Annotated in this window: 14 protein-coding genes; 7 read left to right on the forward strand and 7 right to left on the reverse strand. The window is 61.5% G+C overall.

Translation table 11 applies throughout. The features are described 5' to 3' along the window. The 4 genes from trpD to ACE2AA_RS06285 all read right to left on the reverse strand — a co-directional run bounded on the left by trpD (position 1) and on the right by ACE2AA_RS06285 (position 5641). Positions 1-1380 carry an anthranilate phosphoribosyltransferase gene (trpD, locus tag ACE2AA_RS06270; protein ID WP_395371758.1) on the reverse strand — a complete coding sequence of 460 codons (1380 nt, stop codon included), beginning with the start codon at positions 1378-1380 and terminating at the stop codon, positions 1-3. Positions 1381-1386: 6 nt separating this feature from the next. Continuing rightward, a complete protein-coding gene (locus tag ACE2AA_RS06275; protein ID WP_141260326.1) occupies positions 1387-1983 on the reverse strand; it encodes an aminodeoxychorismate/anthranilate synthase component II in 597 nt (198 codons plus the stop codon). Between the two features lie 101 nt (positions 1984-2084). Beyond that, positions 2085-3605 carry an anthranilate synthase component I gene (gene trpE / locus ACE2AA_RS06280; protein WP_395372143.1) on the reverse strand — a complete coding sequence of 507 codons (1521 nt, stop codon included), beginning with the start codon at positions 3603-3605 and terminating at the stop codon, positions 2085-2087. 44 nt (positions 3606-3649) lie between these two features. Further along, a complete protein-coding gene (locus ACE2AA_RS06285) occupies positions 3650-5641 on the reverse strand; it encodes a peptidyl-prolyl cis-trans isomerase (protein ID WP_395371760.1) in 1992 nt (663 codons plus the stop codon). On the opposite strand from ACE2AA_RS06285, the gene ACE2AA_RS06290 reads away from it, so the two are divergent. The 5 genes from ACE2AA_RS06290 to kdsA all read left to right on the forward strand — a co-directional run bounded on the left by ACE2AA_RS06290 (position 5583) and on the right by kdsA (position 9546). Then, a complete protein-coding gene (locus ACE2AA_RS06290; RefSeq protein WP_395372247.1) occupies positions 5583-5852 on the forward strand; it encodes a hypothetical protein in 270 nt (89 codons plus the stop codon). The two genes, ACE2AA_RS06285 and ACE2AA_RS06290, sit on opposite strands and share 59 nt — an antisense overlap. Then, on the forward strand, positions 5849-6592 hold the full coding sequence (gene tpiA / locus ACE2AA_RS06295) for a triose-phosphate isomerase (RefSeq protein WP_141260329.1): 744 nt from the start codon (positions 5849-5851) through the stop codon (positions 6590-6592). Before ACE2AA_RS06290 ends, tpiA begins: the two co-directional genes overlap by 4 nt. Before the next feature lie 37 nt (positions 6593-6629). Beyond that, on the forward strand, positions 6630-6926 hold the full coding sequence (gene secG, locus ACE2AA_RS06300) for a preprotein translocase subunit SecG (RefSeq protein ID WP_141260330.1): 297 nt from the start codon (positions 6630-6632) through the stop codon (positions 6924-6926). A 128-nt stretch (positions 6927-7054) separates the two neighbouring features. Next, positions 7055-8701, forward strand: coding sequence for a CTP synthase (locus ACE2AA_RS06305; RefSeq protein WP_141260331.1), 1647 nt, complete (start codon positions 7055-7057; stop codon positions 8699-8701). Next, a complete protein-coding gene (kdsA, locus tag ACE2AA_RS06310) occupies positions 8698-9546 on the forward strand; it encodes a 3-deoxy-8-phosphooctulonate synthase (RefSeq protein ID WP_141260332.1) in 849 nt (282 codons plus the stop codon). Before ACE2AA_RS06305 ends, kdsA begins: the two co-directional genes overlap by 4 nt. Positions 9547-9705: 159 nt before the next feature. Here kdsA and ACE2AA_RS06315 read toward each other — a convergent pair whose 3' ends face one another. Both ACE2AA_RS06315 and ACE2AA_RS06320 read right to left on the reverse strand, forming a co-directional pair. Beyond that, entirely contained in the window at positions 9706-10779 is a 1074-nt protein-coding gene (locus tag ACE2AA_RS06315; RefSeq protein WP_395371762.1) for a glycosyltransferase family 4 protein, read from the reverse strand. Between the two features lie 46 nt (positions 10780-10825). Continuing rightward, positions 10826-12013, reverse strand: a complete 1188-nt coding sequence (locus tag ACE2AA_RS06320; RefSeq protein ID WP_395371764.1) for a hypothetical protein — start codon at positions 12011-12013, stop codon at positions 10826-10828. Between the two features lie 317 nt (positions 12014-12330). Here ACE2AA_RS06320 and sodC point away from each other — a divergent pair, with 317 nt between their 5' ends. Then, the gene (sodC, locus tag ACE2AA_RS06325) at positions 12331-12858 is read left to right on the forward strand and encodes a superoxide dismutase[Cu-Zn] (RefSeq protein WP_141260335.1); all 528 of its coding nucleotides are present in this window, start codon (positions 12331-12333) and stop codon (positions 12856-12858) included. A gap of 161 nt (positions 12859-13019) precedes the next feature. On the opposite strand, the gene ACE2AA_RS06330 is transcribed toward sodC, so the two are convergent. Continuing rightward, positions 13020-15284 carry a TonB-dependent siderophore receptor gene (locus tag ACE2AA_RS06330; protein ID WP_141260336.1) on the reverse strand — a complete coding sequence of 755 codons (2265 nt, stop codon included), beginning with the start codon at positions 15282-15284 and terminating at the stop codon, positions 13020-13022. A 1098-nt stretch (positions 15285-16382) separates the two neighbouring features. On the opposite strand from ACE2AA_RS06330, the gene ACE2AA_RS06335 reads away from it, so the two are divergent. Continuing rightward, a protein-coding gene (locus ACE2AA_RS06335; protein ID WP_395371766.1) for an IS5 family transposase occupies positions 16383-17137 on the forward strand; the annotation gives its coding sequence in 2 pieces (ribosomal slippage) (positions 16383-16722 and positions 16722-17137; 756 coding nt in all). Positions 17138-17521 lie beyond the last annotated feature (384 nt).

Genomic DNA, 17521 nt, shown 5'->3' on the forward strand with positions numbered 1-17521 from the left:
CTACCCTGTTACTCTGTTTGACATGTCCGTCCGGAAACTCCGGACAGCATCCAGCACGGCCGCGACCCTGCCATTTTCAACAAGTACACCCGCCGCAAGGCGGATGTTCTCACGCAGGGCGGTATAGTCGATCGCGCCGCCCCGGATAATATTGTGCTTCCTGTCCGCCACATGCAACGCAACCGCCGCGTTCAGCAGCACGGTGTCGCGATAGGCGCCACGCGCGCCATGCGCCAGATCATGCAGCGCGCGCGCGTTATGCACGGGCGACCCACCGGCAATGGCCGATATGGGCCTGGGTTCAAGTCCCGCCTTCCCTGCCTCAACGATCAGGGACCCGACCTGCCCGTCTTCAAGAACAGTGGCATGGTTGGGACCGGCAAGGGTCAGTTCATCAATGAACCGCCCTTCGCCACAATCTCCGCATACGGCCCATACACGTGCCGATCCGGTCGCCTGCAATGTCCGGACCATGGGGTCCAGCCAGTCGGGGGAAAACACGCCCACCATCTGCCGCGTCACACCCGCGGGGTTACACAGCGGGCCAAGCAGGTTGAAAATGGTGCGAAAACCCAGCGCCCGGCGCACCGCCCCCACGTGCTGCATGGCGGGATGGTGATTTGTGGCGGAAAGGAAAGCCAGTTTATGCTCCGCCACCATGCCACCGATATGTCCATGGTCCACCGGCAGCGGCACGCCCAGTTCCAGCAGCACGTCCGTCGCCCCCGAGCGCGAGGACAGCGCGCGGTTGCCATGCTTGACCACCGGCACCCCAAGCGCCGCCAGCACGAACGCCACGGCGGTGGACACATTCAGCGTGCCCAGCCCGTCGCCGCCGGTGCCGCATACGTCAATCGCATTTTCCGGCATGCCGGGCACCGCAAGCATGCGCGCGCGCATGGCGCGCACGGCGGCTTCCAGCTCGGTCACGGTTTCGCCGCGCATGTGCAGCGCGGTCAGGAAGGCGGCCAGCCCACCGGCACCGATCTGCCCATCCATGATCTGGTCAAAAGCGACCTGCGCCATGTCCGCATCCAGCGCGTGACCAGCCAGAGTCCAGTCCAGTATCTCGCGGAATTCCGGCGTCATGGCAGGGGTTGCGGGCACAGTGTTGCCCGGTTGGGCATCCGACGTCTCACCCGCAGGGGCGCGGTTGCGCAGTTCGACTTCCAGTTCCACCGGATCAGCCAGTATGCGACCATGCATGTAAAGCCCGGTCAGGAAGGCAATGGCAGGAATTTCATCCACGCCGCCACTTCTGATGGCGTCCAGCGCGACCTTGACCTGTTCAGGCGCCACGACTTCGCCGCCCGCAACACGTCCCAGAATATCGCGGAACGTGGTACTGGCGACCGAGGCGCTGTCCCTGCTGCTGGCCATCGCCGTTCAGGCGGCCTTGCGCGGTGTGTTGGATCCGCGTGCAATGGACAGGAAATTGGCCATGATTTCGTGGCCATATTCCGATGCGATGCTTTCGGGATGGAACTGCACGCCAAATATCGGCAGGCTGGCGTGCCGCAGTCCCATGATGACACCATCGGACGTATGCGCGGTCGCCACGAGCGTGTCCGGCAGGCTGTCGGGCGCAACCGTCAGGCTGTGATAACGGGTGGCGCTGAACGGGTCGGGCAGGCCCGCAAAGATATCGGTCCCGTCATGATACACCGGTGAGACCTTGCCATGCATCGGCACGGGCGAACGCACCACCCTGCCACCAAAGACCTGACCGATCGCCTGATGGCCGAGGCAGACGCCAAAGACCGGCACCTTTCCCGCCGCAGCCGCAATCAGGTCGCAGCAGATCCCGGCCTCGTTAGGCGAGCAGGGCCCCGGTGAGATGACAATCGCCTCCGGCTTCAGCGCCAGCGCATCCGCAACACTGATCGCATCATTGCGATAGACCGCACATTCTTCCCCCAGATCCCCCAGATAGTGGACGAGGTTGAAGGTGAAGCTGTCATAATTGTCGATCAGGAGGATCATGGGCGTATCATGGCTTTTCCGCTGGGCCGGGTCAAACCTTCAGGTCCGGCCCGGCATGTCTCCCTCTTCCTTATCATGTACGCGCCCGCCATCAAAACGCCTTATGCGTCGTCGCCGCTGGCGAAACGCACCGCTTCCTCCGCCGCGCGGAACAGGGCGCGGGCCTTCTGGCGGGTTTCCTCATATTCCGCGTCGGGCACGCTGTCGGCCACGACGCCACAGCCTGCCTGCACGTACATCCGCCCGTCCTTGACCACCGCCATGCGCAGGCCGATGCAGGTATCCATGTCCCCATCGGGACCGAAATAGCCGATGCATCCGGCATAGGTGGCGCGACGGGTGGGTTCGACCTCGTCAATGATCTCCATTGCGCGGATCTTGGGTGCACCGGTCAGCGTGCCTGCAGGGAAGCCCGACATCAGCGCGTCCAGGGCCTCAAGGTCGGGGCGCAGCGTCCCCTCCACATTGGAGGAAATGTGCATGACATGGCTGAAGCGTTCGATCACGAACTGCTCCGTCACCCTGACCGAACCCAGTTCGCACACCCTTCCCACATCGTTGCGGCCAAGGTCGATCAGCATCAGATGTTCGGCGCGTTCCTTGGGGTCGGCCAGCAGTTCGGCCTCCAGCGCCAGGTCTTCCTCCGTCGTGCGGCCACGCGGGCGGGTGCCCGCCAGCGGACGCACGGTCATGGTGCCTTCGCGCAGGCGCACCAGGATTTCGGGCGATGACCCCACCAGGCTGAACCCGTCAAGGTCAAGGTAGAACAGAAAGGGGGCCGGGTTGATCCGCCGCAACGCGCGGTACAGCGCGAATGGCGGCAGGCTGAACGCCGCGCTGAAACGCTGGCTGGGCACGATCTGGAAAGCATCGCCTGCCGCGATGTAATCCTGCAGCCTGCGGACCACATTGCAGAATTCCTCCCGCGTCATGGTGGATTGCGGCACGGGGGCAGCAATCTCCCCCTCCACCCCGTCGGGCAGTTCGACCGGGGTGGACAGGGCCGCGCGGGCCTGTTGCAGACGCCCCTGCGCCGCATCCCACACGGCCTTCGGCGTCTGGCCCGGCGTGGGACGCAGGGGGGCTGCCAGCAGCAGTTCGTCGCGCACCGTGTCGAATATCGCGAACAGACTGGGGCGGATCAGGATGCCTTCGGGCAGGTCGAGGTCATCAACCGGCATGTCGGGCAGGTGCTCGACCTGCCGGATCATGTCATAGCCAAGGTAGCCGAACACGCCGCCGGTCATGGGCGGCAGGCCCTCAGGCAGGTCCATCCGGCTTTCGTGCAGGATGCGGCGCAGGGACACCAGCGGGGCATCGGCTTCGGGTGTGAAGGTATGAATGGGGGCCGACGGGTCGGTACACACGCTGGCCTGCCCGTCATGGCAGCGCCAGATCAGGTCGGGCAGCAGGCCGATGACCGAATACCGCCCACGCGACGTGCCGCCTTCGACACTTTCCAGCAGGAAAGCGTTATGCCCGCCATTGCCGCCGCCATGGCTGCGCGCAAGCCGTGACAGGCGCAGGAAGGCCGCAACCGGCGTCAGCAGGTCTGCAGGCTCCACCCGCCATGCCACAGTACCCCTGTCCGCGCGCAGGTCGGCAAGAGCCGCCTCACGCATGGCGGCATCAGCGGGCCGTAAGGAGGGGCTTTGCGCGTCTGCTGTCACTGTGCTGTTCCCGTATTCTGGCTGCCGGTTACTTCCGACATGACCGCGTGGATGGCGGCATTGTTCGGCCTGGGCTTGACCACGCCTTCCAGCGCGTTGCCGTAACCCATTTCGATATCATCGCCCATGGACTGGGTCAGACCCGCACGCACGCGGTCATACAGGTTCTTCTGCGTGGCCGGATCGGGGTGGTTGATGGCCGTCAGCGTCGCGACCACATACGCATCCCCCGCCTCCGTCATCACGCTCTGCCCCGTCTGGGACAGGCGGAAGATCAGGGCCGCGATTTCACGCGGGATTTCCGGCGCGGGCTGCATGGGCGAAATCGGCTGGCTGTGCTCCAGCCCGGCAATGGCGGGGCTGACATGCCCCAGACCGCCCTGCCCCTGTGCCTGCGTGTAATACGCGGTGGCCTGCTGGTCGGCCATGTGGCGGCGGGCATCGGCCAGCCATGCGGCATTCACGCGCGGGCCTGCCTCATCCAGCGTCAGGGTATGACCCGGGGTCACGCCATCAACCGATACCGCGTACCACACACCGTCCGGCCCCTGCACCAGTTCGGGGTTCGCACCCTTCGCCTGCGCGAAGATGCGGGCCACGATCGCCTGCCGTACCGCGTCGCTGCCCGGAATGGGGGCAGGATTGCCATCATGTGTCAGGCCCGACGCATCCACGTCGCCCGATACGGCGGTGGCACCAAGGTCGGTGGGGATGGAATCCAGCCCGCCACCGGCAATGGTGTCCTGCAGCTTCTGCACCCGGTCGGCCAGAAGCGCCTGCGCGCGGGAATGGGCGATCTGGTCATGCAGGGCCTGACGCACGTCCCCGAACGGGGTTGTGTGGGCAGGCGTAATGCCGGTCACGCGAAAGACGACCCAACCGCCCTCACTCCTGATCGGTCCCTGTGTCGCATCAGCGGGTGCGGCGAAGATCTGCTTGCCAAGGTCGGCTGACGGCACGTCACTCACCTTCATGCCCGGCAGTTCAACCGCAGCCGCGTCCTTGCCTGCACTTTTCTGCACCTGCGCCCATGCGCTGCCGTCTGTCCACTGCGCACGCAATGCTGCGGCGCGCGCTTCGGTCGGCACGGTCACGATCTGCACGTCGCGACGTTCGGACGCGTTGAAGGTCTGGGCCTGCGCGTCATAGGCCTTGTGCAGGTCCTCATCCGAAATATCGATCTGGCGGCCGATCGTATCCGCCGACAGCACGACAATGCGGGCATGGCGGAATTCGGGGGCCACGAATTCCCACGGGTGGTTGGCGTGGTAGCGCGCAAGCTGGGCTGACGTGGGGGTGGCCGTGACCGGCTGGCTGTCGAACGGCACGCGCACGAGGTCGATGGTGCGGGTCTGGGCTTCAAAATCGAACAGGCGGCGGGTCATGACGTCGGACACGGTGGCGCCGTCGCGAATCGGCTGCAGCAGCACGCGCGATGCCTGTTCCTGCCGCACCAGCTCAACCAGCCGTCCTTCGGACATGCCGGTACGGCGCAGGCGGTCATTGAACAGCGCGCGGTCGAACTGACCATCACGCCCCCTGAACGCGGGGATGGAGAAAATTTCGTCACGTACCACGGAATCCGGCACGATCAGGCCGTGACGGTCGGCCGCTTCGGCAATTTCGGCCTGCAGCACAAGGCGGGTCAGCACCTGTTGGGCGATCTGTTCGCGCGTGGCGGCCGGGATCTGTGACGGGTCGGACAGATGCATGGACTGCGCGACCTGCGGCATCTCGGACTGCAGCGCGTTCTGGTACGACTGCACCAGAATGGGTCGGTCACCCACGCGGGCCACGACATCGGCGCGTTCTGTGCCGATGTTCATCAGCACGTCACCCACGCCAAAACCTATGAACGCAAGGAAAAACAGCCCGGCGACGATGCGTCCCACCCATGAATCGACAAACACGCGATACAGAAAAGATAGCATGAAAAACCCTGCGCCAGCACCAAGACAAAGCCGGATGGAACAGGGCCTGCGCACCATGCGTCCCCATACGGGCGCCCTGTTTTCCGGTCGGGCACCATACGGTCACGCCAGCGGTTTGACCAGCACCAAGGATGCACGCACGCCCGCGATGCGGCGCACATGGGTTGCAACCGGGGGCGCGCCATGGTGTAGGCTGCGCCCCCATGACAGCCATGCCACGGACCGCGCAGGCGGCACGTTACGGCATGGCGCAGGAGTGGAAACATGAAGCAGATAATTGTCGGCAACTGGAAAATGAATGGCCTGAGCGCGGATGCCGACGCGCTGGTGGACGGGCTGGCGACGGAACTGGCCGCACTCACTCCACGGGCCGATGTCGTGGTCTGTCCGCCGTTCACGCAGCTGGCCCGCCTTGCGCCCAAGCTGAAGCAGGCTGGCATAAAGCTGGGCGCGCAGGACTGCCACAAGGATAAGTCGGGCGCGCATACCGGCGACATTTCCGCCCCCATGCTGGTGGATCTCGGGGTGGAATACGTCATCCTTGGCCATTCCGAACGCCGCGCCGAACACCACGAACTGGATGAAACCGTGCGTGAAAAGACGGTCGCCGCCATGGAAGCGGGCCTGACCCCCATCGTGTGCGTGGGCGAAAACGATGACCAGCGTTCAGCCGGGGATTCGCAGGCCACCGTGGGCTGGCAGCTTGAAGGTTCCCTGCCGCAGGGATTCAAGGGGATTGTGGCGTACGAACCGATCTGGGCCATCGGCACGGGTCAGGCCGCATCGCAGCAGGATATTGCCGACATGTCCGCCTTTATCCGCGCCGAACTGGTGCGGCAGTTCGGTGATGCTGGCAAAACGATCCAAATCCTTTATGGTGGGTCCGTTAACGCACGCAATGTCACCGATATCCTGCCTGTCGAACACGTGGACGGGGCGCTGGTGGGCAATGCCAGCCTGAAGGCCGACGCCTTCGCGCCGCTTGTCCGCGCCGCCCGCGCTTCGTGATTGCCGCGCGGCGGACGGGGATCTACTGGAAAGACGCATGATCACAGTTCTTCTTCTACTGCACCTGTTCGTCACCATCGCGCTGATCGGGACCATCCTGATCCAGCGCAGCGAGGGCGGTGGCCTTGGAATCGGCGGGTCGCAGGGCATGGGTTCCTTTATGTCCGGGCGCGGGACGGCGACGCTGCTGACGCGTTCCACCGCCGTGCTGGGCACGGCCTTCATGGTGCTGTCGCTGACGCTTGCGGTCATGAACCGTGGGGCGTCGACCGGTGCGGGGCATGATATCCTGGCCCAGCCCCCCGCTTCGACCGCCCCCGCCGCAACACACTGATATTCCACTATTTTCCAAAGGCATGACCAACGCCCCGACACCCTGTGCCGGGGCGTTTTTCATTTTTTCGCCCCATGGCGCATCGTAGCCTTTGCAGCGCGGCCGCAAGCTGTGTAGAAAGGCCATCCATGACGCGGTTTGTATTCATCACCGGCGGCGTGGTGTCCTCCCTCGGCAAAGGCATTGCTTCGGCTGCCCTTGCTGCCCTGCTCCAGGCCCGTGGCTATCGGGTCCGGTTGCGCAAGCTTGACCCCTACCTGAATGTCGATCCGGGGACGATGAGTCCCTATCAGCACGGCGAGGTCTTCGTGACCGATGACGGGGCTGAAACGGATCTGGACCTTGGCCATTATGAACGCTTTACGGGTGTGCACGCCACCCGGGCGGACAATGCCACGACGGGGCAGATCTATTCCGGCGTGATCGCGCGCGAACGGCGTGGCGATTACCTGGGTGCGACCGTGCAGGTCATCCCCCACATCACCGACTCGATCAAGGAAACGATCGTGGCGGATACCGAGGATCTGGATTTCGTTCTGGTCGAGATCGGCGGCACGGTGGGCGATATCGAAAGCCTGCCCTTCCTTGAATCCATCCGGCAGCTGCGCAACGACCTTGCGCCTGACCAGACCATGTTCATCCACCTGACCCTGCTGCCATGGATCGCGGCGGCGGGTGAGCTGAAAACCAAGCCCACGCAGCATTCCGTCAAGGAACTGCAGAATGTCGGCATCCAGCCGCAGATGCTGGTCTGCCGTTCGGACCGGGAAATACCCGAAAACGAACGCCGCAAGATCGCAAGTTTCTGCAACGTCCGCCCGCAGGCCGTGATCGCGGCCCGCGATGTGGACACGATCTATGCCTGTCCCATTTCCTATCATGCCGAGGGCATGGATACCGAGGTGCTGCGCCATTTCGGCCTGCCCACGACCCCCGACCCCGACCTGACGCGGTGGGAAAAGATCGTGGACGCCGTCCGCCACCCCGACCGCGAGGTCGTGGTGACGGTGGTGGGCAAGTACACCGCCCTGCTGGACAGCTACAAATCCCTGATCGAGGCCCTGCAGCACGGTGGCATCGCCAACCGCGCGCGCGTGCGCCTGAACTGGGTGGAAGCGGAAGATTTCGAGAAATCGGACGATGCGGTGAACAGCCTTGCCCGCAGCGACGCCATCCTGGTGCCCGGCGGGTTTGGCGAACGCGGGTCGGAAGGCAAGATCCGCGCGGTTAAATACGCGCGTGAAAACAACATACCGTTCATGGGCATCTGCTTTGGCATGCAGATGGCGGTAATCGAATGCGCGCGTAACCTCGCGGGCATCAAGGATGCGTCGTCGACCGAATTCGGGCCAACCGACCAGCCGCTGGTTGGCCTGATGACCGAATGGGCGCGCGGCAACGAACTGCTGCGCCGGCGCGAAGGCGGCGAGATGGGTGGCACCATGCGCCTTGGCGCCTATCCCGCCAGGCTGGCTGAAGGGTCGCGGGCGGCCCAGACCTATGGCCGTACCGACATCCGCGAACGCCACCGCCACCGTTACGAGGTCAACAACCATTATCGCGAGCAGCTGGAAAAGACCGGCCTGCGCTTTTCGGGCATGTCACCCGACGGCATCCTGCCCGAAGTGGTGGAATACCCCGACCACCCGTGGTTCATCGCGGTGCAGTACCACCCCGAACTGATTTCCAAGCCGTTTGACCCGCATCCGCTGTTTTCCGGCTTTATCAAGGCAGCCGCGACCAAGGCCGCAGACAAGGCGGGGACGAAGCGATGACAGACCACCACGCAGTCTCCATCGGCAGCCTTACGGTCAGCAACGAAGCCCCCTTCGTGCTGATCGCAGGGCCGTGCCAGATCGAATCCCTGCAGCAGGCCAATGAAGTGGCCGATGCGCTGCATGGCATTACAACGAAGCTGGGGATCGGGCTGATCTACAAAAGCTCGTTCGACAAGGCCAACCGCACCTCCATCAACGGCGCGCGCGGCGTGGGCATGGCGCAGGGACTGGATATCCTGTCACAGGTCCGCGCCCGCTTTGGCGTGCCGGTGCTGACCGACGTGCACCAGCCCGACCAGTGCGCGCCGGTTGCGGAAGTGGCCGACGTGCTGCAGATCCCGGCCTTCCTGTGCCGCCAGACCGACCTGCTGCTGGCGGCGGGACAGACGGGGGCAGCCATCAACATCAAGAAGGGGCAGTTCCTTGCTCCGTGGGACATGGCCAATGTCGCGGCCAAGGTCGCTTCCACCGGCAATGACCGCATCATGCTGTGCGAACGCGGCACGTCGTTTGGCTACAACACGCTGGTCAATGACATGCGCGCCCTGCCGATCATGGCAGGCACCGGGCATCCCGTAATCTATGACGCCACCCATTCGGTGCAGCAGCCCGGCGGCCTGGGGTCGGCATCGGGCGGGCAGCGGGTGTTCGCGCCCATTCTGGCACGTGCCGCGCTGGCAATCGGGGTTGCGGGAGTGTTCATTGAAACCCATCCCGATCCCGACACCGCGCCAAGTGATGGCGCGACCATGCTGCCGCTGGAATGCATGGAAGACCTTCTGACCACCCTGTTGCAGTATGACAGGCTGACCAAGCAAAGCCCGCCAGACGTCATCATCTGACCCTGTACCCCTTCCCTTCATTGGAAGGGGTACACTTTCTCCCAGTCGTGAAATACTGAAAAAACCGACCTTTCCTGCAGGCGCATGGCAGAGGGCACGGGCGGCGCAAGGGCGGTTTCCCGAGCTTTTTTTCGCACCTCCGTTGCCCTTGCATACCCCTTACCCCGCCATGCGCTGCATGATCGCACTCCCCGCACGGTTGAAGGCCTGTGCGCTGAAACTGCGCATGACCCATTCGCGCGCGGCCTGCCCCATGCCGGCCAGATGCCATGGCTGGCGCAGGATGGCGTCCAGGCTGCGGGCCAGCACGTCAGGCTGGCGGGGCGGCAGTTTCCAGCCGGTCACCCCTTCCACGATGGAACGGCCCATTTCGCCCACATTGCTGCCCAGTACCGGGAGCCCCATGTTCATGGCTTCGTGGGCTGCGATGCAGAAACCTTCGTAAAACGATGGCTGCACATACAGATGGCATTGCCGCAGGAAGGCCGCCGTGTCCTCGACATATCCCACAAAGCGCACATTATTCAGCCTATGCCGCTGGCAGAAAGCCTGCAGGCGCGCATGCTCCGCCCCCTCGCCGCCAATGGTGACACGATAGGGCGGCAGGCCCGGCACATCCCGCAACTGGACCAGCGCGCGGCACAGCACGTCGTAGCCCTTGCCGGCATGCAGCCGCCCGAGCGAACCGATGCGCACTTCCTCCCCCGGTCGCCACGCGGACGCGGGCGCCACATCGGACCATGCGCGAAAAATGGGCCAGCACAGCACGCGGCTGTCCGGCAGGGCCAGCCTTTTGCGGGTCAGGGCGGTGACATGGGCGGAATCCCCCACCCAGATCCGGCTGCGGTCCTTCATCAGCCGCAGCAGCGCAAGGTTGGCAGGCAGGAGGAAGGCATTATGCTGCCAGCTGACCACCGGAATACGCCGCCATGCCCCCACCATCTGCCCAAGCAGGGTCGCACGCGTAAGCGATGTCCAGATATGGGTGGGCCGGACATGGCGCACCCATGTATCCAGACTGGCCACCTGCCGTGATATCGGGGCGCCATCCGCGGCCAGCACCACGGGCTCCAGCCCCGCGCGACGCAGGCCCGGCATGGCCCGCCCGTTGCGCCGGCACAGGGCGGCTACATGCACATCATGCCCGCACTGGCGAAAGACCCCGGCGATATCGGGAATGGGCAGGGCCGCACCGCCACCTTCGAACGTATTGATGACATAGGCGATACGCATGGCCTTCCCACCCATTCCATGGACCAGCGGCGGACCATAGCACCCCCTAGCGCCGGGGTTCAGGGGGGCAGGATTTATCCTGTAATAAAAAGGAAACAATTTCCCGTGCCGCGCGATGGGCGGCGGTTTCGCCCGGGACCGTATGGAATGTTGCCTCGAACGCGGCCTGCTGGCGTGGGGCGAATTCGCGCTGGCGCTCCTTCGCCACGGCCAGGGCATGGGGCAGTTCGCTGACGCTGTCGATCACCTGCCCCAGGTTCCAGTGCGCGTAACTGGGATTGTCCTGCCAGCGCGCACCGTGGGAATTGAGGAAGATGCACGGCCGGGGACGCGCGATCCATTCATAGACCTGGCTGCTGGCATCACCCAGATAGATGTCGGCGGCAAGGACATAGGACATGTCCACCGAATTCCGGCTGCCGGTATCGATACGGATATGCGACAGGTTGCGCAGGCGTTCGGGGATCATCCGGCGCAGGCGCACGCGGCGGTGTTCGACCGATGTATGCAGCCTGCGCCGGAACAGCATGACATGGGGGGCGAAAATCAGGTTGTAGTCATCCTGCCGCGCGAACCATTCCAGCACATCCATCCCCATATCCCACCACGACGACAGGACCGGGTCAAAATGCGGGTTGTACAGGACCGTGGGCCGGTCATTGTCGAACAGGCGCGGATGCGCCGCCATGTCCACGGTGTCGAATTTGGGGTAGCCGACAATGGCGTGGTGGCCGGGGCGGATCAGCTGCCGGTCCAGCATGCGGTCGCGCGTCTTGGCCCCGGGCAACAGCACAAGATCGAAAAACCGGGTCACGTCACGAAAGCCGATGGAACGGTCCCCCGCCCCGTGCGGAAAATAGATTAGCCGGATATCAAGGTTGAAGTGGCTTTTCAGCAGGGCCGATGTGGTTTCCGGCACCACCAGCGCGTCAAACCCACGAAACAGGTCCACGTTTTCACGCAGGTTCGCAATGCGGCGGAAGGGCACGACTGCCTGCGCCAGCACGTTTATGGCCTGCGACACCGGCCCGATATCAATGCGGACAAAGCGCACGCGGTCCATGCACGGCGCAATGGTCCGGCGCACATGCGCTTCCTGCGCGGGGGTGGAGGTCATGACCATCACATCCTGCCCCAGCGCCACCAGTTCACAGATGATCGGCGCGGTGTGCGAGACCTGATGGATACAGTCGTGGTTGAACAGGAAACCGATCTTCATGGGCCGCAATGTCATGATAAGGATCGTGTGGGCATACAGCGCGCAGCCATGGATGGGAACCCTCCGCGTTTCCCTACCCGCCACCCCGGCGCGTGGGGATGTTCAGCACACCATGCGCAACAGCCACATGGAATGCATCCCATGGCATGGCGTCCCACCAGTTCAGCACAAAGTGAATGCAGTTCCCTTTCGTGCCCACTACCCTGTTCGCGCACGGGTTCGGACATCATGCATGACGGTTGGGGAATACAGGACAGGTTCCAGGTTATTGCGAACCGGTCTTAATTCCGGCACGCTAAACGTCCGAGCGAACGGGAATAAGGATAAAGACCATGTTCACACCACGCCTGAAACTGCTGACGATCCTTGCCGGACTGGCTACCCTGCCCACCATGGCCCATGCCGCGGATACCGCGTCGGGCAAGCTGATTGGCAATGACGGCAGCGACCACGGCACCCTGCACATCACGCAAGCGCCAAAGGGCGTGCTGCTGCGTATCGAAGCCAGAGGGCTGATCCCCGGCTGGCACGGTATCCATTTCCATGAAAAGGGCGATTGCGGACCGCCGAAGTTCACCTCCGCCGGGGCACATGTCCATGCAGCGACACCCGTGGTGCATGGCCTGCTGAACGCGAACGCCAATGACGCGGGCGACCTGCCCAACCTGTTTGTGGGTCAGGACGGGACGGCCACGGTGGAGATGTATTCCACGCTGGTATCACTCAACGCCGGGGATGGCCGCCCTGCCCTGCTGGATGCCGATGGCTCGGCGCTGGTCATTCACGCCAATCCCGATGACTATCGCACCCAGCCCATTGGTGGCGCGGGGGATCGCGTGGCCTGCGGGGTCATTCACTGATACGCACATTATGGTTTCCGGTCGCAATCGAGGATTGCGGCCAAAAACCGTAATCTAAAATAAAGAAGTTCTGGCAAGCTTTTTTCCAAAACCTTCAGGTAATGCCACCTTTTTAAAAAAAAGACAGCGCCTGAAAACTTTTATGACTTCCGTCTGCCTTCTTACAGATCAGCACTGATCGAAAACTTGAAGGTCTCCGGATCCCCCATGACCAGGTCGCTCTGGTAAACCGAGGCCCAGTAGCGCTGGTTCCCGATGTTATCGACTTCAAAGCGTGCGGTCAGCGGCTTCTTTGCCGCAAGGAAGGTATAGCGCGCTCCAAGGTCGAAACGTGACCATGCGGGCAGGTGCGTCGTGTTCATGCTGTTGAACTGCTGCTTGCCGGTGCTGATGACACGGCCAACCAGCGTCAGCCCCTTCACGAACGGCACGTCGTATTCAAGGTTACCGTTGATGGTGTAATTCGGCACGCCGATCACGGTCTTGCCGTTATATTCACCGCCCGCCGTATTCATCTGTTTGGCATCAATCAATGTCAGGCCACCGTTGAAGCGCAGCCCGCGCAGGATTTCGCCATTGAAGGTCAGTTCCATGCCCCGGTTACGCTGTCGGCCATTCTGTGTGTACAGCATCTGTCCGGTATTGCCGTAGGCTTCGGTCATGCCCTGCGGCATGCCGGTCTGGAAAAACGCAACACCTGCTGCAAAGCGGCCCACGTCATATTTCGCGCCGACTTCGTACTGGGTGCTCTGGTACGGGGCGAAAACCTGCCCGGCATTGACGTAGGTCGCCCCCACCGTCTGCCCCGCCGACAGCCCCTGAATACGGTTGAAATACAGGGCGGCATGTTTGACCGGATGGATGACAAGACCAATGACCGGCGAGAACGCCGCCGCATCATAATGCGTATCCAGCTTGCCACTGCCATACAGGAATGAATCCGACAGGATATCCTGGTACCGGAACCCGCCCGTCAGCGCGATGCGATCGTGCCAGAACGTCATGGTATCCGACAGGAACAGGCTGTACAGCTTGTTCCACGCCACGCGTCCGGGGTTGTTCAGGTTGCCTCCGCTATAGGTTTCCTGAGGGGTGAACTGCGTGGGGTGATAGATGTTGCCCGCCTGTGACGTCAGACTCATGGAATAGGCGGCGTCTGATTCCTCCCATATTGCCGACCCGCCCGCGTTGATTTCATGTTTGATCGGGCCAGTAGTGACATGCGCATGGATACCGGCCTGCGTGGCCTCGTTCATGACGTTGTACGCATCCGCCATGGCCCCCACGCTGCCTGCGCCAGTGCGGGAATTGGTCAGCGTGGTGGTGGCGTAATTGCCCATTTCATTGCCGCCCTGCGCACCGAATTTGCCATACGCCGTGATGTGGCTGCCAAAATCATGTTCGATATTCAGCGTGCCGAACAGGTAGCTCAGATCGGTATAGGCCCAGCGCTGCCCCCAGTTTTCCGACGGCGCGGTTGCCTTGGGCGCGGGCATGCCATCCGCCAGGCTGGAGACGATGATCGCGCTGCGCCCGCCATAAACCTGCTGTTTCTGGTAATTCATGTTCATGTCGATGCGCGTGTCGTCATTATGCCAGTCAAAGGCCGCACCAAGGGCCACATCGTCGCGCCGTTCGCCCTTGATCGCCGTTTCCCCATCCATGCCGGCGGCGTTGAAGCGGAAGCCGAAGGCATGGTCGCGGCCAAACCGGCGGCTTATGTCAAACGCGCCGCCCCCCTGCCCGCTGCTGGTGTAATCGCCGGTGATACGCGTAATATCCGTCACCGCCGCCCGTTTGGGGATCAGATTGACGTTGCCGCCAACAGCCGAACCACCGGGGGCCGCGCCATTGAGGAACGCGCTGGCGCCGTTGAGCACCTGCACTGAATCATAAAGCTGGGGCGAGACAAGCTGCCGTGGGGTTACACCATACAGACCGTCAATCGCCACGTCATCGCCATACAGCGTAAAGCCGCGGATCTGGAACAGCTGCGCGTAATTGCCATAGCCCATCGTCGTGCGCACGGTGGGATCGTTCAGCAGCACGTCGCCCAGTGTCTGTGACTGCTGGTTCAGGATCAGGCTGGAATTGTAGCTGCGGATGTTGAAAGGTACATCCAGCCCGTTCTTCTTGCCCAACGCGCCCAGATCGCCCCCACTGCTAACATACATGCGGTTCCTGCGCGCGGCAGTGACGACAATGTCCTCGTGCCTGTCCGGGGTTCCTTCCGGTGTAGCGCCTGCCTGTGCGCCCGCATTGTCTACGGGGGCATGGGCTGGCTGCGCACGCCGCGTGGCAGCCGGTTTTCCCTGCTGCACGGCACCGGTTCCATCCGTTGCAGCGCGGGATGCCACCGGAGCCCCCACACCCGCCAGCAGGCTGGAGGCGCAGATTGTGCTCAGGCAAAGCGTACGAAGACTCATTGATCAAAGCTCACACTGTGACGGTTTCCGGCAGCTTATTTAGCAATTGATAGTGAATTGCAATATCAAATATGCATCTTCCCAACCCGATCCCGGATCGGCGCGCATAGGCTGGGGCAGCCCGCCCTGCCCCGGGCAGGCTGTTCCTGCGCACTGCATATTGGTCATATGTCTGGAAAAGCAGGCAGACGCGCCAACCTCGACCGCGGTTGGCACATATCTGAGTACGCAGGTGTAAATTTCGACGCCCGCAACTTTGACTATACGCCTGAGCAACCTGATAACCGATTCCGGTATCGTCAGCCGGCCATCATCCGAAAGTGGTCATGGTACGGCTGAAGACATAATCCTGCCGCGTGAGCATCAAGCATCTGCCCTGAATAAAACTCGGGACAAGGCAGAAACACGCCGTCACAGACGGCATGACGCTACGAATTCAGGCCACCGTGTATGCGTCCGGTCCCGTGGGGCACTGCCCCTTTTTGCGTCGTAAGGCTGTCGTCCGGTGCGGCTTGCGATATGTATATCGATCACGAGGCATTCCGGATTACCGGCCCGGGCCACCAGAATTATGAAGACCTTCCTGAATACACCACGCGCGCTCCAGCGGATAAACCGGTTATACAGCGTCTCGTGCAATCCGGGACCCTTTGCATGCGACTGTTCATTGAAACCCGTTATGGATCAGGTAAATGATCCCGCTGATAACCCCACGGTCATCCCCGCAGCGCAAACTCCACTTTTGCGGCGCTACCTCGCATAACCACTGTCACGGCATGGTCTTAAAGGGCAAACCAGACTGCTTGCTCCGTCAGGCAATTTTCGCCCATTTCTCAGCCGCAGCAGAAAACATAAAAGCGGGATCCTATCTCCGCCCAAGAAGCGAATTACTTAAGCTTGAACTGAGAGAGATTCCCGCAATTGCGCAATTCGCCTATAATTCAATTCGGCAATACACGCATATTCCCTGATTTCCAATGCATTACCAATTCCACTACGGCGTGTCGTCAGTTAAGCCCTGAGTGTGGCACGTGAGGGTTGTACTTTGTGTCTGAGTGTGCTGACTGTTTTCCCGTTTTTTTTAGGGGAGACAGACAGATGCGGCGCTATAGTTTACGCGATGACCAGTGGGAGCGGATAAAGGATTTTCTTCCCGGTCGAGAAGGCTATGTCGGCGGCACTGCGGCGGACAACCGTCTGTTCTTGGAGGCGGTGCTGTATCGCTATCGCGCGGGTATTCCATGGCGCGACCTTCCTGCCCGTTTCGGGGACTGGAAAAACGTGCACCGGCGTCTGCGCCGCTGGTGTGAAAGCGGCGTCATCGAACGGATATTTCGTTATCTGGCCGCTGATTACGACAACGAATACATGATGATCGACAGCACAATTGTCCGGGCGCATCAGCATAGTGCCGGAGCTCTCAAAAAAGGGGCACGGATCAGGCCATCGGACGATCACGAGGCGGGTTGACCACAAAGATCCATGCCATCTGCGACGCTCTGGGTAATCCGGTGGAACTCGGCATCACACCGGGACAGGATGCCGATATCACCCAGGCGGAACCGCTTCTGGAAAACATCGACCCAGATGCTTTCCTCGCTGACAAGGCGTATGACACGGACAGGTTGATCGATCGGCTGATACAGCGCGGGATTACCCCGGTCATCCCGCCAAAACGCAACAGAACGACACGACGGAAAACCGATTTTTCTCTCTACCGCGAACGGAACCTTGTTGAGAGGTTCTTCAATAAACTCAAGCAGTTCCGCGCTATCGCAACCCGCTACGATAAACTGAAATCGACCTTCCTCGCAGCCGTGCAGTTCGCCTCAATCATCATCCTGCTTAACTGACGACACGCCGTAAAAATCCCAAAGCGGTTCTTGCTGCAATTGACCCAGATGATGGTGATATTATTGGGGTAACGCCTGTATGTGGTATTCCTTTTATAGAAGACGCTGAAAATAATATAATTATATACGAACAGAAATACAACAATTTATTCTATTATTTCCATAAATATTATTACAAATGAGAAAATGTTAGAATAATCGGAAATATTAAAAATTAATCTTAAACATTATTATTTATATAGAAATTTAATAATTCCATTTTGGTTAGATACGATTTTTTAGACTAAATCATAAAAAATCCTTCAGGACACATACCTAAACAGCATTGATCCTGAAGGATAATAAAACCAGACAGATTTATAATATAGACGATTTATTTATTAT

The sequence above is a fragment of the Komagataeibacter diospyri genome (genome assembly GCF_043995075.1).
Lineage (GTDB): Bacteria > Pseudomonadota > Alphaproteobacteria > Acetobacterales > Acetobacteraceae > Komagataeibacter > Komagataeibacter diospyri.

Excerpts from the sequence above, each read along its gene's own strand:
- trpD (WP_395371758.1), bottom strand. The coding sequence starts at position 1,380 with ATGGCCAGCAGCAGGGACAGCGCCTCGGTCGCCAGTACCACGTTCCGC.
- ACE2AA_RS06275 (WP_141260326.1), bottom strand. The coding sequence starts at position 1,983 with ATGATCCTCCTGATCGACAATTATGACAGCTTCACCTTCAACCTCGTC.
- trpE (WP_395372143.1), bottom strand. The coding sequence starts at position 3,605 with ATGCGTGAGGCGGCTCTTGCCGACCTGCGCGCGGACAGGGGTACTGTG.
- ACE2AA_RS06290 (WP_395372247.1), top strand. The coding sequence starts at position 5,583 with ATGAAAAACCCTGCGCCAGCACCAAGACAAAGCCGGATGGAACAGGGC.
- ACE2AA_RS06285 (WP_395371760.1), bottom strand. The coding sequence starts at position 5,641 with ATGGTGCGCAGGCCCTGTTCCATCCGGCTTTGTCTTGGTGCTGGCGCA.
- tpiA (WP_141260329.1), top strand. The coding sequence starts at position 5,849 with ATGAAGCAGATAATTGTCGGCAACTGGAAAATGAATGGCCTGAGCGCG.
- secG (WP_141260330.1), top strand. The coding sequence starts at position 6,630 with ATGATCACAGTTCTTCTTCTACTGCACCTGTTCGTCACCATCGCGCTG.
- ACE2AA_RS06305 (WP_141260331.1), top strand. The coding sequence starts at position 7,055 with ATGACGCGGTTTGTATTCATCACCGGCGGCGTGGTGTCCTCCCTCGGC.
- kdsA (WP_141260332.1), top strand. The coding sequence starts at position 8,698 with ATGACAGACCACCACGCAGTCTCCATCGGCAGCCTTACGGTCAGCAAC.
- ACE2AA_RS06315 (WP_395371762.1), bottom strand. The coding sequence starts at position 10,779 with ATGCGTATCGCCTATGTCATCAATACGTTCGAAGGTGGCGGTGCGGCC.
- ACE2AA_RS06320 (WP_395371764.1), bottom strand. The coding sequence starts at position 12,013 with ATGACATTGCGGCCCATGAAGATCGGTTTCCTGTTCAACCACGACTGT.
- sodC (WP_141260335.1), top strand. The coding sequence starts at position 12,331 with ATGTTCACACCACGCCTGAAACTGCTGACGATCCTTGCCGGACTGGCT.
- ACE2AA_RS06330 (WP_141260336.1), bottom strand. The coding sequence starts at position 15,284 with ATGAGTCTTCGTACGCTTTGCCTGAGCACAATCTGCGCCTCCAGCCTG.